This is a genomic window from Bradyrhizobium sp. U531 (assembly GCF_051710265.1).
Lineage (GTDB): Bacteria > Pseudomonadota > Alphaproteobacteria > Rhizobiales > Xanthobacteraceae > Bradyrhizobium.
On the sequence record NZ_JASVEN010000008.1, the window covers coordinates 180,170 to 194,024 of the forward strand.

General features: G+C 64.6%; 12 protein-coding genes. 7 read left to right on the top strand and 5 right to left on the bottom strand.

All coding sequences use genetic code 11. The annotated features are described in order from the left end of the window. Positions 1–116: 116 nt before the first annotated feature. Both QRQ56_RS29895 and QRQ56_RS29900 read right to left on the bottom strand, forming a co-directional pair. On the bottom strand, positions 117–671 hold the full coding sequence (locus QRQ56_RS29895) for a hypothetical protein (protein WP_438744820.1): 555 nt from the start codon (positions 669–671) through the stop codon (positions 117–119). Between the two features lie 795 nt (positions 672–1,466). Further along, positions 1,467–2,201, bottom strand: a complete 735-nt coding sequence (locus QRQ56_RS29900) for a HugZ family protein (RefSeq protein WP_438744821.1) — start codon at positions 2,199–2,201, stop codon at positions 1,467–1,469. A gap of 240 nt (positions 2,202–2,441) precedes the next feature. Here QRQ56_RS29900 and QRQ56_RS29905 point away from each other — a divergent pair, with 240 nt between their 5' ends. From QRQ56_RS29905 to QRQ56_RS29925, 5 genes are all read left to right on the top strand, one after another. Then, positions 2,442–3,143 (top strand): response regulator transcription factor, encoded by a 702-nt coding sequence (locus QRQ56_RS29905; RefSeq protein WP_008542552.1) that lies wholly within the window; start codon positions 2,442–2,444, stop codon positions 3,141–3,143. A gap of 176 nt (positions 3,144–3,319) precedes the next feature. Then, the gene (locus QRQ56_RS29910; protein WP_438744822.1) at positions 3,320–5,116 is read left to right on the top strand and encodes a stimulus-sensing domain-containing protein; all 1,797 of its coding nucleotides are present in this window, start codon (positions 3,320–3,322) and stop codon (positions 5,114–5,116) included. Next, positions 5,113–5,667, top strand: coding sequence for an HPr kinase/phosphorylase (locus QRQ56_RS29915; RefSeq protein ID WP_438744823.1), 555 nt, complete (start codon positions 5,113–5,115; stop codon positions 5,665–5,667). Before QRQ56_RS29910 ends, QRQ56_RS29915 begins: the two co-directional genes overlap by 4 nt. Before the next feature lie 133 nt (positions 5,668–5,800). Beyond that, entirely contained in the window at positions 5,801–6,202 is a 402-nt protein-coding gene (locus tag QRQ56_RS29920) for a PTS sugar transporter subunit IIA (RefSeq protein ID WP_007597752.1), read from the top strand. Further along, positions 6,199–6,516, top strand: coding sequence for an HPr family phosphocarrier protein (locus QRQ56_RS29925; protein WP_438744824.1), 318 nt, complete (start codon positions 6,199–6,201; stop codon positions 6,514–6,516). Before QRQ56_RS29920 ends, QRQ56_RS29925 begins: the two co-directional genes overlap by 4 nt. Positions 6,517–6,663: 147 nt before the next feature. Here the strand turns inward: QRQ56_RS29925 and QRQ56_RS29930 are convergent, their stop codons facing one another. Beyond that, on the bottom strand, positions 6,664–8,289 hold the full coding sequence (locus QRQ56_RS29930; protein WP_438744825.1) for a glycosyltransferase family 39 protein: 1,626 nt from the start codon (positions 8,287–8,289) through the stop codon (positions 6,664–6,666). A 113-nt stretch (positions 8,290–8,402) separates the two neighbouring features. On the opposite strand from QRQ56_RS29930, the gene lepA reads away from it, so the two are divergent. Continuing rightward, positions 8,403–10,214, top strand: a complete 1,812-nt coding sequence (gene lepA, locus QRQ56_RS29935) for a translation elongation factor 4 (RefSeq protein WP_438744827.1) — start codon at positions 8,403–8,405, stop codon at positions 10,212–10,214. Positions 10,215–10,551: 337 nt separating this feature from the next. Here the strand turns inward: lepA and QRQ56_RS29940 are convergent, their stop codons facing one another. Further along, positions 10,552–10,965 carry an SRPBCC family protein gene (locus tag QRQ56_RS29940; protein WP_438744828.1) on the bottom strand — a complete coding sequence of 138 codons (414 nt, stop codon included), beginning with the start codon at positions 10,963–10,965 and terminating at the stop codon, positions 10,552–10,554. A 164-nt stretch (positions 10,966–11,129) separates the two neighbouring features. Further along, a complete protein-coding gene (locus QRQ56_RS29945) occupies positions 11,130–12,431 on the bottom strand; it encodes a serine hydrolase domain-containing protein (protein ID WP_438744829.1) in 1,302 nt (433 codons plus the stop codon). A gap of 186 nt (positions 12,432–12,617) precedes the next feature. Here QRQ56_RS29945 and QRQ56_RS29950 point away from each other — a divergent pair, with 186 nt between their 5' ends. After that, positions 12,618–13,838, top strand: coding sequence for an MFS transporter (locus tag QRQ56_RS29950; RefSeq protein WP_438744830.1), 1,221 nt, complete (start codon positions 12,618–12,620; stop codon positions 13,836–13,838). Positions 13,839–13,855 lie beyond the last annotated feature (17 nt).

The following is a 13,855-nucleotide window of genomic DNA, read 5'->3' on the forward strand; positions in this document are numbered from 1 at the left end:
GCTCCCCCTCACCAGCGGTACTAAACCGGGGGTCGCCGGAGGTCGCCCGATGGTCCACAAGGCGAAATGCGCACGATCGATAGATCAGACGATCTGCGCCTTTCCGGCCCTTGGCGTCATCTCGGCGTAAGCAACGCCGTTTCATCGGATGACGGGATGCTCCATCGTTCCCAATTGTCGGCGGCGGCCTTCAGCTTGCTGATCCCTTTGTGGAGAAAGGCATGCCAACGCGGGATCTCCACTTCGTCCAGTGGCAAGGCTTGGCCGTCGACATTCAAGCTGAACCGCGGTCTGCCGTACAAGCCGAAGCCGTCATTGGGCAGGCGAAGCTCCTGGATAATACGAACGCTATTCGCGACCGGCGCTTCTCCCGCATCCACGAGAAGGACAGGCTTTTCTTTGTCATTTGGCTGGACAGCGATGCAGGCAAAGGCCCAGGCATCCCACATCCCTGCGTGCCTGGCGGCTTCGGCTCTCGCCAATCCTACCAAATCCACTTCGGGATAAGACCCGAAGCGAATTTGGTTGATTTTCGTACCGCTCCAGAAGGACGTCTTGGCGAGATGCAGCGTGGGCACATACTGCGGCACCGACAGAAGCAACGCCATGTCGGCAAGGGCAAGGCCACACAATGTCAGTACGTTTTCCGGTTTCGCGAAGATGTTCTTCATGTTCTTTCGCATTCCCGCATGAGATGCGATGTTGTAGCGCAACAACCATTGATAATTTCTTCACAATGCCGGGGACAGCAACATTCCGGCCGCATGGGGCGTTTGGCTCAACGAGGGGACGCCACTTCCGCTTCAGGTCAGAGCGGAGGTCTCATGCTTGAAAAAGTTGATCGCTAGGGCTGAAAGGCGGGAATGGCGGCTGGCCTGCTTGCAAACACAACGGCCGTAGCCTGCTCGCGGCCGTACTCCCGAATGATCTCGATCGGAGTACTCATGTTTGCGGGCGACTCAAAGAGAGAACGCCGCTTTGCGTAGCGCACTGACGCCACATACGCCCAGCCCAGCGGATGTGATGGGCCGCACATATTTCAGACGTACGGCACGCCATTGTCTCTGTGCGATTACCCAGGCACAAGGAAATATGCCATGGCCGTCTCCCGCACTGCTCTCTCAGCTTTCGCCGCAATAGTCGGAATCAGTTCATTCGTTGCTTCGATCCAGACATCTCACGCTGGAGGTCTTGGACTCGATTGGCTCTCGAACAAACCTTACGTGGAGTGTCTCAAGCAGGCACGGTTGCTCGCTGATGTGGGCAGCGTCATGAAAGGGCCGGCGTACCGGGAGGCGAGCTATGAGCGAGGCCGTCACCAGTGCAATCGACAGTACTACGGTCACGAATAGGCCCACAGCTGCCAGTCGAGGGGCAATCTGCCAGGTCCACCGGATCGTCCTCTCGCCGGCATCTGTCTTTGTGCCGTGGCGCTCAGAGCCGAATTGGATCTATAGCTACACGACCTAGTCCACCTTGCTGCGCGCCTCGCCCGCCAGACGCACCAGCATCTTGCGCAGCGACGTGCCGTCGGTCACCCGCTCCGGGAAGTCCAGCCGTAGCGCGATCTGGCCGTCCTGCATGTCGAGGCCTTCGGGATCGCAGCCGGTACAGCGCCAGTCACCGGCGGACGCACCCAGGAGCCTGGTCGCGTAGAGGCCCATGGCATCGCGATGGTCGGTGTTCATGTGCTCGACCGCGCCTTCCTCCGCCGCCAGCAGATCCTCGGCGCCGATGAGGTCCGTGAGGAACCGCTCGGGCTTGAGGTCGACGATCCGGCCGAATCCGGCGACCAGATGGGTTCCCGTGGGGCGGATCCGGAAGAAGGCGAAATCCTTAAAGGAAACAAAGTCTTCCGCCGAGGGATGGGCATTGAGATACCGCCGCTGGAGCAGCTCCTTCTCGACGTCGGCCTGTTCCGCTCGGCCGGACAGCATGATCCGGGCCCCTTCCAGGGGATCGCCGGCCACCCGCTCGTCCAGCATCAGGGACACCCGGCTGTCGGCCAGGATGTTCTTGGTATGCACGGCGAGGCCCGAGATCAGCAGAATGGGCGAGCCGTCGGGATGGCTGGCCAGATTGACCAGGGAACAATAGGGATCGCCGCTGCCGGTCATGAGGGTCGCCAGCGCCCCCTGCCGCGATCGCCGCAACAGGGATTTGGCGAGCTTTCCGGGGTCGAAATCGGAGGTCGGTTGCATCGGCTTTCTCGGCTCAGGTGGTTGCAAGGGAGGCCTTTTTTCGGCTAAACGGGGCCCCGGTTATGGGTCGATATGCGGCGAATCTGCCGTGTTTCGTGGAACTTGGTCACACTTCAGCCCAGCTTGCATTGCTCGGTGACAAGGTTCGAACGCCAACTCGGCACCCATCTATGCGGCGCATCAGTGGATTGCTCGCCGTTTCAAGCCACGACCCAAACGGAAAGCAGAAAGCAGAGGCTCATGCCCACAATCGCTTTGGTCGACGACGACCGCAACATTCTCACATCCGTCTCGATCGCGCTGGAAGCCGAAGGCTACCGCATCATGACCTACACCGACGGTGCCTCCGCGCTCGACGGTTTCCGCACCACCCAGCCTGACCTCGCCATTCTCGACATCAAGATGCCGCGCATGGACGGCATGGAGACGCTGCGCCGCCTGCGCCAGAAGTCCGACCTGCCGGTGATCTTCCTCACTTCCAAGGACGAGGAGATCGACGAGCTGTTCGGCCTCAAGATGGGCGCCGACGACTTCATCCGCAAACCGTTCTCGCAGCGCCTGCTGGTCGAGCGCGTCAAGGCCGTGCTGCGCCGCTCGGCGCCGAAGGACCCGACCGTCGCGCCGAAGGAGAACGACGCCAAGGCGCTCGACCGCGGCCTGCTGCGCATGGATCCGGAACGGCACACCTGCACCTGGAAGAACGAGCCGGTGACGCTGACCGTGACCGAATTCCTGATCCTGCAGGCGCTGGCGACCCGGCCCGGCGTGGTGAAGAGCCGCAACGCGCTGATGGACGCGGCCTATGACGATCAGGTCTATGTCGACGACCGCACCATCGACAGCCACATCAAGCGGCTGCGCAAGAAGTTCAAGGTGGTCGACAACGAGTTCGAGATGATCGAGACGCTGTATGGCGTCGGCTATCGTTTCAAGGAAGCCTGAGGGCGGCCGACGCCTTCGCCAAAGACTTACGAGCATCTCCGGTTCTCGATCCGTCGGGACCGGGATCGCTCCATTTCTCGGGCATGATCGTTCGGAAAACCGCTGCACGCTTTTCGGGATCATGCTCTAGAATGCTGGGACCTTCTCGACGAGCCGTCCTAACGCGGGCGTAAGCATTGCTGGACCGAACGCAGCCTGATCCCAACGAGAGCGCCGGGGATGTCGCATCCGACGGCGCTCCGGAGCAATTTGCCGAAAGCAAGCCGCAGGGCTTCCGGCCGTTGAACTGGCTGAAGCGCGCCGGGCAGTTCTTCTTTGCGCTGTCCTTCTCGAGCCTGACCCGCCGCATCGTCTCGCTGAACCTTGCCGGCCTCGTCGCGCTGGTTGCCAGCATCCTCTATCTCTCGCAATTCCGCGCCGGCCTGATCGACGCGCGGGCACAGAGCCTGCTGGTGCAGGCCGAGATCATCGCGGGTGCCATCGCGGCCTCCGCCACGGTGCAGACCAACGCCATCACCATCGATCCCGACCGGCTGCTCGACCTGAAGCCGGGCGAGACCTATGGCGGCCCGGACGAATATTCGCCGCTGGACTTCCCGATCAATCCGGAGCGCGTGGCGCCGGTGCTGCGCACGCTGATCTCGCCGACCAAGACCCGCGCCCGCATCTACGATCCGAACGGCAGCCTCTTGGTCGACAGCCGCAACCTCGAGAACGTGCTGCGCTACAATCTGCCGCCGCCGGCCGAGAAGCCCGGCATCGTCGAGCGCGGCATGGTCGCGGCGCGCACCTGGCTCAATCGCGGCGACCTGCCGCTCTATCGCGAGCTCGGCCCCGAGAACGGCAACGGTTATGCGGAAGTGGCCGACGCGCTGCAGGGCCAGAAGCGCTCGATGGTGCGGGTCAATTCGCGCGGCGAGGTGATCGTCTCGGTCGCCGTCCCCGTGCTGCGCTCGCGCGCGATCCACGGCGCCCTGATGCTGTCGACGCAGGGCGACGACATCGACCAGATGGTCACGGCCGAGCGCCTCGCCATCCTCAAGGTCGGCGGCGTCGCGGCCGCCGTCATGATCATGCTGTCGCTGCTGCTCGCGAGCACGATCGCAGGCCCCGTGCGAAGGCTCGCCGACAGCGCCGAGCGCGTCCGCCGCCGCATCAAGGCCCGCATCGAGATTCCCGATTTCACCCGCCGCCGCGACGAGATCGGCCATCTCTCCGGCGCGCTGCGCGACATGACGAGCGCGCTCTACAGCCGCATCGAGGCGATCGAGATGTTCGCCGCCGACGTCGCCCATGAATTGAAGAACCCGCTGACGTCGCTGCGCTCGGCGGTGGAGACGCTGCCGCTGGCGCGCAACGAGAACAGCCGCGCGCGCCTGCTCGAGGTGATCGAGCACGACGTCAAGCGGCTCGACCGCCTGATCTCCGACATCTCCGACGCCAGCCGCCTCGACGCCGAATTGCAGCGCCAGGATGCCGTCCCGGTCGATCTGCGCCGGCTGCTGACGACGCTGGTCTCGGTCGCCAACGAAACCAAGCTCGGCCACGACGTCGCGGTCGAGACGCGCTTCGAGGGCCGCAGCCCGACCGACAATTTCGCCGTGACCGGCCACGATTCACGGCTCGGGCAGGTGGTCTCCAACCTGCTCTCCAACGCGCAATCCTTCTCCGAACGTGGCAGCAAGGTGCGCCTGACCTGCCGCCGGGTGCGCGGCGAGATCGAGATCGTGGTCGACGACGACGGCCCCGGCATTCGCGACGACGCGCTCGAGCGCATCTTCGAGCGCTTCTACACCGACCGTCCGCATCAGGGCTTTGGCCAGAACTCCGGCCTCGGCCTGTCGATCTCCAAGCAGATCGTCGACGCCCATGGCGGACGCATCTGGGCCGAGAACCGCGCGGGCCCGCCCGATGACGAGGGCGTTCCGACCGTCACGGGCGCGCGTTTCGTGGTCAGGCTGCCGGCGCTATGAGCCGGGACGGACTGAACGACGGCAGCCCGAACGAAGGCGGGCCGAGCGTGCACGCCTCCGCGGTCAAGGTGGGCTCCCTGGCGGTGCTGATCCGCGGCCCCTCCGGCTCCGGCAAGTCGCGCCTAGCCTTCGATTTGATCATGGCGGGACGCGCGGGCGTGGTCGAAAGGGCGGTTCTGGTCGGGGATGACCGTGTCCATCTGGCGACAGTCGGCGGTGAAATTGAGGTCCGTCCCGCGCCCCGCCTGGCCGGCCTGATCGAGATCCGGGGCCTCGGGATTCGGCACTGCGACTTCGTGGAGCATGCGACCGTCGGTCTCGTGGTCGATCTGGACGCCGCCGACGCGGAGCGCCTGCCGCCGGCCGAAGCCCTGAAAACCAGCATTTCCGGTGTCGAAATACCTCGAATCCCCGTCAGCCGCGACCATTCGCCCCTCCCCTTGGTTGTCGCGGCCTTGACCACTACCAAGAGTTCATCTTCCGTTAACCCTTCCGGCGATTGTTTGAAGGGAAATGGTAACCATATGAACCCCACTATCGCGACCGAATAGACCGGCGCAGCTCCCCTCATCCATCCGTCTAGATTCAGGGAGATACGCAACATCCCCTCTTGCGCAGGGGCTCTGGATGGTCAAAGTGGCGCGTTCGTGCGGTGCACCAAAAGCGCCCGCGAGGAGTTTTCCGATGATTGGTCTAGTACTTGTGACCCACGGGCGCCTTGCCGACGAATTCAAGGCAGCGCTTGAACATGTCATGGGCCCACAAAAGCAAATCGAAGCGATCACGATCGGTGCCGAAGATGATTCCGATCTTTGCCGAAGCGACATCATCGAGGCGGTTAACCGCGTCGATTCCGGCGACGGCGTTGCGATCCTCACCGACATGTTCGGCGGCACGCCGTCGAACCTCGCAATATCCTGCATGAGCCGGCCCAAGGTCGAAGTGCTCGCAGGCATCAATCTTCCCATGCTGGTGAAGCTCGCCAAGGTCCGCGAGGAGCGTCCGTTGCCCGACGCGATCGCGATGGCGCAGGAAGCCGGCCGCAAATACGTCACCATCGCCAGCCGCGTGCTCGCCGGCAAATGAGCGGCGACGCGCCACAAGCGGGAACCGGCGTGCCCGCGGGCGCGATTTCCAAGGATCTCTTGATCATCAACAAGCGCGGCCTGCACGCCCGCGCCTCCGCGAAATTCGTCCAGGCGGTCGAGCGCTTCAACGCGCAAGTGTGGGTGACGCGCGGCGGCGAGACCGTCGGCGGCACCTCCATCATGGGCCTGATGATGCTCGCTGCGGGACCGGGCACGACCATCACCGTCGCAGCCGCAGGCGAACAGGCGGAAGCCGCGCTCGCGGCGATCACCGAGCTCGTTGAAAGCAAGTTCAACGAGGAAGGGATCTAGGCAGCCTCCTCTCGTGTCCCGGACGCGGGTGCGGCGCGCAGCTGCCGTAGGGTGGGCAAAGCGAAGCGTGCCCACGTATCTTTTCGCGACCGAGAGAGATCGTGGGCACGGCGCAAGTGCGCCTTTGCCCACCCTACGGCACCTTCACTATTTCCCCGGCGGAGCGATGTAGACGTTCCAGGTCATCGACGGGCCGGCCTTGCCGTGGGTGAAGCGGCGAGTGGTCATCACGATGCGCTCGGCGTTCGGCGCGGTCTCCGAGATCCACTTCTCGAACTTCGGCAGGCGCTCGTCGGCCGCGTCGACCACACCGATGAAGCCGTATCGCTTGACGTCGTCGAGCGAGGTCAGCCCGGAGGCCCAGGCTTCGTTCGGCGTGAACGGGCTCGGATGATCGGGGCTGTAGAACACCATCGGCTGGATCGTCTCCATCGTCCCCGCAACGACCGCCCAGCGCGAGGCGAAGCGCGCGTGCCAGGCCTGGGTCAATTCGCGCGCCAGATCCGAGCGCGCGCCATAGGTCGCGGTGTTGCCGGCATTGGCCGCCATCTCGCGCGCGGCGATCCAGGGCGAGCCGGCCAGCGTCGCTACGCTGAGCACGAACCAGATTGCGGCGATGTTGAACAGGCTCGCGCGTTGTACGCGCAAGGCGGGGATCGCGACCAGCGCCAGCGGCGCCAGGAAGAACAGCGAGATGCCCCAATCGGTCTTCAGGTAGACGCCGAAGACCAGCGCGCCGAGCGGCGGGCCGAACGCGACGATGATCTGGATCATCCATACGTTCAGCGCCTGCGGGAGGTTGACGCACCGATTGGCGCCGCGCGCCCAGGCGCGCGTGACGATGCGTGCGGGCGCGCGCACGAGCAAATTCATCCAATGCGGCACCAGCGCCATCGCCAGCGCGGCGAGCGCCACCGGCAATGCCAGCAATCCGAGATTATGCAGCGCATAGCCGGCGACGAGCTGGTGCACCTGGCTCTTGTCCTGGATGCTGTAGGTGTCGCCGGCATAGGTCAGCGGCACGAAATGCGCATCCGCCAGCCAGACGATGTGCGGGATCATCGCTGTCACCATCGTCGCGATCGCCACCCACGGCGCCGGCGAGGCCAGGAATTTCAGCCGCTCCGGGTGGATCAGCGCGGCAAGGCCGATGGCGCCGATCATGGTCAGCACCCAGTATTTGGTCATCAGCGCCAGCGCGCCGGCAAGGCCAAGCAGGACGCCGGATTGCCACGTCCGCTTCTCGAAGGAATTGAGGTAGGCGAGCACGAGCAGCGGCAAGGTGACGAGCTGCAGCAGATCCGGGTTGTACTTGAAACCCTTGAAATTGAAGATCGGGTACAGCGCGACCATCACCACGACCAGGAAGGCGCGGCGCGCATCCACCACGCGCAGAGCGATCAGCCAGCAGATCACCATACCGACGCCGACGGTCGCCATCGCCAGCGCGTAGGTCGCCCAGTCCGTGGCCGGGAACGCCGTGAACCAGAGGCCGGCGACCCAGCCCGACAGCGGCGGGTGCTTGCCGTAGCCCCAGAGGAATTTCTGGCCCCAGCCATAGGCTTCTGCGACGTCCATGTGAACGTCCTGCGCCGCCTTCAAATTGATCAGGATGAAGGTCCAGAGCACCGCATGCAGGATGGCGAGCTGGATCACCAGCCACAATCTCGCCTCGGGGCGGACCGCGCAGGCAACCAGCCAGGCCCGGAAGCGGTTGAAGCTCAGGCGGGTCTTCGTGCGCGCCCGGGCGGTGGGGATCGAGGTGGTCGACATGGCCGTTGCCTAGCGCGTTTTGGGCGATGGTGGAATCAGCTTGGCGTGAACAAAGGCCCTGAAATTACAGCAATATGGTTGCCGCACGGGGATGTGAGTGGTATCCCGCGCCCATGACGACCGTCCCCATTTCCAACATCCGCAATTTCTCCATCGTCGCCCATATCGACCATGGCAAATCGACGCTGGCCGACCGCCTGATCCAGATGACGGGCGGGCTCTCCGACCGCGAAATGGCGGGCAAGGAGCAGGTGCTCGATTCCATGGACATCGAGCGCGAGCGCGGCATCACCATCAAGGCGCAGACGGTGCGCCTCGCGTACAAGGCCAAGGACGGCAAGGATTACATCTTCAACCTGATGGACACGCCCGGCCATGTCGACTTCGCCTACGAAGTCTCGCGGTCGCTGGCGGCGTGCGAGGGTTCCCTGCTGGTGGTCGATGCCAGCCAGGGCGTCGAGGCGCAGACGCTCGCCAACGTCTACCAGGCGCTCGACAACAACCACGAGATCGTCCCCGTCCTGAACAAGGTCGACCTTCCCGCGGCCGAGCCCGAGAAGATCAAGCAGCAGATCGAGGACGTGATCGGCATCGACGCCTCCGACGCGGTGATGATCTCGGCCAAGACCGGCCTCGGCGTCCCCGACGTGCTGGAAGCCATCGTCACCCGGCTGCCGCCGCCCAAGGGCGACCGCGATGCGACCTTGAAGGCGCTGCTGGTCGACAGCTGGTACGACGTCTATCTCGGCGTCGTCGTTCTCATCCGCGTCGTCGACGGCGTCATGAAGAAGGGCAGCCGCGTGCGCATGATGGGCACGGGCGCGGCCTACGACGTCGAGCGCGTCGGCTTCTTCACGCCGAAGATGACGCAGGTCGACGAGCTCGGTCCCGGCGAGATCGGCTTCATCACCGCCGCGATCAAGGAAGTCGCCGATACCCGCGTCGGCGACACCATCACCGATGACCGCAAGCCTGTCACGGAGATGCTGCCGGGCTTCAAGCCGGCGATCCCCGTGGTGTTCTGCGGCCTGTTCCCGGTCGATGCCGACGACTTCGAAACGCTGCGCGGCGCCATGGGCAAGCTGCGGCTCAACGACGCGAGCTTCTCCTTCGAGATGGAGACCTCCGCGGCGCTCGGCTTCGGCTTCCGCTGCGGCTTCCTCGGACTGCTGCATCTGGAGATCATCCAGGAGCGGCTGTCGCGCGAGTTCGACCTCAATCTGATCGCGACCGCGCCGAGCGTCATCTACAAGATGAAGCTCAACGACGGCTCCGAGATCGAGATCCACAATCCCGTCGACATGCCCGACGTGGTCAAGATCGCCGAGATCCAGGAGCCCTGGATCGAGGCGACGATCATGACGCCCGACGAATATCTCGGCAGCGTCTTGAAGCTGTGCCAGGACCGCCGCGGCTCGCAGAAGGAGCTGACCTATGTCGGCTCCCGCGCGATGGTGAAATACGATTTGCCGCTCAACGAAGTGGTGTTCGACTTCTACGACCGGCTGAAATCCGTCTCCAAGGGCTACGCCTCGTTCGACTATCATCTCACCGACTACAAGCCGGCCGACCTCGTCAAGATGCAGATCCTGGTCAACGCCGAGCCGGTCGATGCGCTTTCGATGCTCGTGCATCGCACCCGCGCCGAAGGCCGCGGCCGCGCCATGGTCGAGAAGATGAAGGAGCTGATCCCGCCGCACATGTTCCAGATCCCGATCCAGGCGGCGATCGGCGGCAAGGTGATCGCGCGCGAGACCGTGCGCGCGCTGCGCAAGGATGTCACCGCGAAGTGCTACGGCGGCGACATCACGCGCAAGCGCAAGCTTCTGGAGAAGCAGAAGGAAGGCAAGAAGAAGATGCGGCAGTTCGGCAAGGTCGACATCCCGCAGGAAGCTTTCATTGCCGCGCTGAAGGTGGATAGCTGAGGCGAGGGCTTTAAGGCTCGAAAGTTACCCCAACTTGTCATGCCCGGGCTTGTCCCGCCTGCGCGGCCGAAGCCGCTTCGGCGCGGCGAAGGCCCGGGCATCCACGTTTTGAGGCTTGGCGAAGACGTGGATGGCCGGGTCAAGCCCGGCCATGACGACGACGGCGAGATCGGTTCGGTCCGAACCACTCGGGATCCGGCCAAACAAGAAACGCGAAAACAACCCCATGCACAGTAACCGCACCGTTGGCGGCGTTGGGTTATTTTAGGAGTTCACGAAGCCGACTTGCTCCATCGGGCAAAACAGGCGTCCGTCGGCTCGCCTGCTTCCTGGTCAATCACGCCTTCTGCTTCGCCTCGACGTACCGCTTGAAACTGTCGAGGATCGCCTGCCAACCACTTCGCTGCTGCTCCTCCGAATGCGTCGTCTCGCCATCGAAGGCGACGCGGACGACCACGCCGTTCGGGCCGGGCACGAACTCGACCTCGGCCTTGCGATCGCCGAACGCGTAGGCGATCCGCTTGTGCTCGACGATCTCGGTGTAGGTGCCGGCGAAGTCGAAACCCATGCTGCCGTCCTTGGCTTCCATCCGGGACGAGAACGCGCCGCCGTTCCGCAGGTCGACCGTCGCCTTGGTCGTATGCCAGTCGTCGGACGCCGCATTCCACTTCACGATGTCGGCAGGCGTCGTATAGGCCTGCCAGACTCGATCGATGGGGGCTGCGACGCTGGTCTCGACGGTGATCCTCATAAGCATTGCTCCAGTTCGATTTGAGACGTCGAGGTGACGACCTCACGTCCCCTGTGCCGGGTCACCCGGCCACGTCCGGCGATTGTGAAACCTGAGGACGATCGAACCCGCCCGGCGCCGACATGGCCGGCGCAAAAATTTGGGATCGAGGCGCCGTCAGATCCTCATTGCCCGAGCTGTTGCAGCACGGCGAACCAGAGCGCCAGCGGCTCCCGGAGGGCGCCCGGCTCGGACGGCTTCGGCTGAACGGCGGTGTGCACCATCACGAGCTTGGAGGCGGGATCGACCAGGATGACCTGACCGCGGATACCCAGCAGCGCAAATCTGCGCTGCTCGCCGGGAAGCAGCCAGACCTGGTAGCCGTAACCGAAATAGGGCGTGGCGACGCGCGGCGCGAGATGGCCATCCTCCGGCCTGACCGTCGTGGCATCGAGCAGCCACTGCCGGGGAATCAATTGACGGCCTTCCCAGGCGCCGTCATGTGCGAGCAACCGGGCCAGGCGCGCATAGTCGCGCAAGGTTGCGTTGAAGCAGCAGAAAGCAATCTCCTGCCCGCTGCGGTCGATCGCCCACGACGCATCCGCTTCGGTGCCGATGGCGCTCCAGATGCGGTCGTGGAGATAGTCGGCAACCGGCGTGCCCGTCGCGGCGCGCAACACCAGGCCGAGAATCTCGGTTTCAACGCTGGCATAGTGCCATTTAGTCCCCGGCGGCGCGATTCGCGTGTTGAATTGCGCGACGATGGCCGCGAGATCCTTCGGCTCATCGCCGAACAGCGCCTGCCCAAGCCGGGCGATGTCGTCCTTCCCATCGTAGACTTCCGAGAATTCGACGCCCGAAGACATGTTCAGCAAGGTCCGGATCGACGTGTTGCCGTATTCCGTTCCTGCAAGGCCGGAGACATAGGTCGAGACGAGATCGTCGATCGACTTGATGCGTCCCTCCGAGACCGCGATGCCGACCAGCATGGCAACCAGCGTCTTCGCCATGGATTGCGAGACAAAGCGGTCGTGATCGGTCCGGGCATATTGATAGTGCTCGTACAGGATGGTGTCGTCCCTGGCGATCAGCAGTCCCGTCGTCGGGTTGCGCTTGAGGTAGTCCGCGATGCTCAGTCGTTGGTTGTCAAAACTGTAGGCAATCGACGGCTCTGGCGCGCGTTTGAATTGCCACGGCATCGTAGCGCGACCGATCGCGCGCGAGGGGTAGAGCGCATCGAAATGGCTGTAGACCCCGACCAGCTTATCAAGCTGGGGCGCGCCTCCCCGCGTGCCGATCGGGTAACCCTCAGCCGCGCCGTAGAGTTCGGCATCGGGGCCGCTCTGCGAAAACACCGGCCCCGGCTCGCGGGCAACGCTTCCGCCATCCTGTGCGCGGGCCGGAAATGCCGCGACAGCGGCGGCGAACATGACAGGCAGGAGGAACCGGTGGCAACCGCGCGGCCGGCACAGCGCTTCCTGTTTCATTGGATTCGCTCCCTCACGCCGGGGTGCGTCCATGAGAACGACATCGCAGGCCGGCAACGCCAGGCATGTTATCATCGCGCGCGAACGGTGTCAGCACGCGCCCCGTCCCGCCTTGCCCTCTCCCGGCAGATGGGCCACCATCTCCACTGCGCACCATCAACAAAACCAAAAGCGCCGAGGAAACGCATGAGCAGGCCATCGAGCTTCGACTATGGCTGGGTCGTTGTCGCCGCGGGCGCGTTGATGACCTGTGTCGGGTTCGGCACGATGTTGTCGCTGGCGGTGTTCCTGCAACCGATCTCTGACGCGATGGGCTGGTCGCGCGCCGGGGTCTCGGCGGCGGCGACGCTGGATTTTCTATGCATGGGATTTGCCGCATTCCTGTGGGGCACGCTGTCGGACCGCTTCGGCACGCGCATCGTGGTGCTCGCGGGAAGCGTGCTGCTGGGGCTCGGTCTCGTCACCGCGAGCCTGGCGACGAGCCTGTGGCAATTCCAGCTCTGCTTTGGCGTGCTGATCGGCATTGCCGCCGGCAGCTTCTACGCGCCGATGATGGCGCTCGCGAGCGCCTGGATCGAGAACAACAGGAGCCTTGCGGTGGCGCTGGTCTCCGCCGGCATGGGCGTGTCGCCGGTGACGATCGCGCCGACCGCGAGCTGGCTGATCACGGCCTATGACTGGCGCACCGCGATGCTCGTGATCGGCTGTGCGGCCTGGGCGCTGCTGATCCCCGCCTGCTTCCTGGTGCGGCCGGCACCGGCCGCGACCGGGCCCGCCAGCGCGGGCGCAGCGCCGGAGGTCGAGCTGACCGCGGCGCAGGCGCTGCGCACGCCGCAATTCATCGCGCTGGCGGCGGCACATTTCGCCTGCTGCGCCGCGCATTCCGGCCCGATCTTCCACATGGTGTCCTATGCGATGGTCTGCGGCATCGCGCCGCTCACGGCGGTGACGGTCTACAGCGTCGCCGGTGTCTCGGGCCTCGGCGGCCGCCTGCTGCTCGGCACGCTCGCCGATCGCATCGGTGCAAAGCCGGTGCTGGTCGGCGGCCTGTTCGTGCAGGCGATGTGCATCGCGACGTATCTTGCGGTGGCGCAGCTCGGCGAGTTCTACGCGCTCTCGGTCGTGTTCGGCCTCGCCTATGGCGGCGTGATGCCGCTCTATGCGGTGCTGGTCCGCGAATTCTTCGGCGCGCGCATCATGGGCACCGTGTTCGGCGCCGTGTCCGCGTTTGCCAGCCTTGGCATGGCGCTGGGTCCGTGGGCCGGCGGGCTCGTGTTCGACAATTTCCAGCGCTACACATGGCTGCATGTCGGCTCCTTCGCGATCGGGCTCGCCGCCGTCGCGGTGGCGCTGAGCTTCCCGACCAGGCGCAGACCATCGCTCGACCTTGGCCGCGCTGCGGCCTGACGAGGTGCCGCCATACT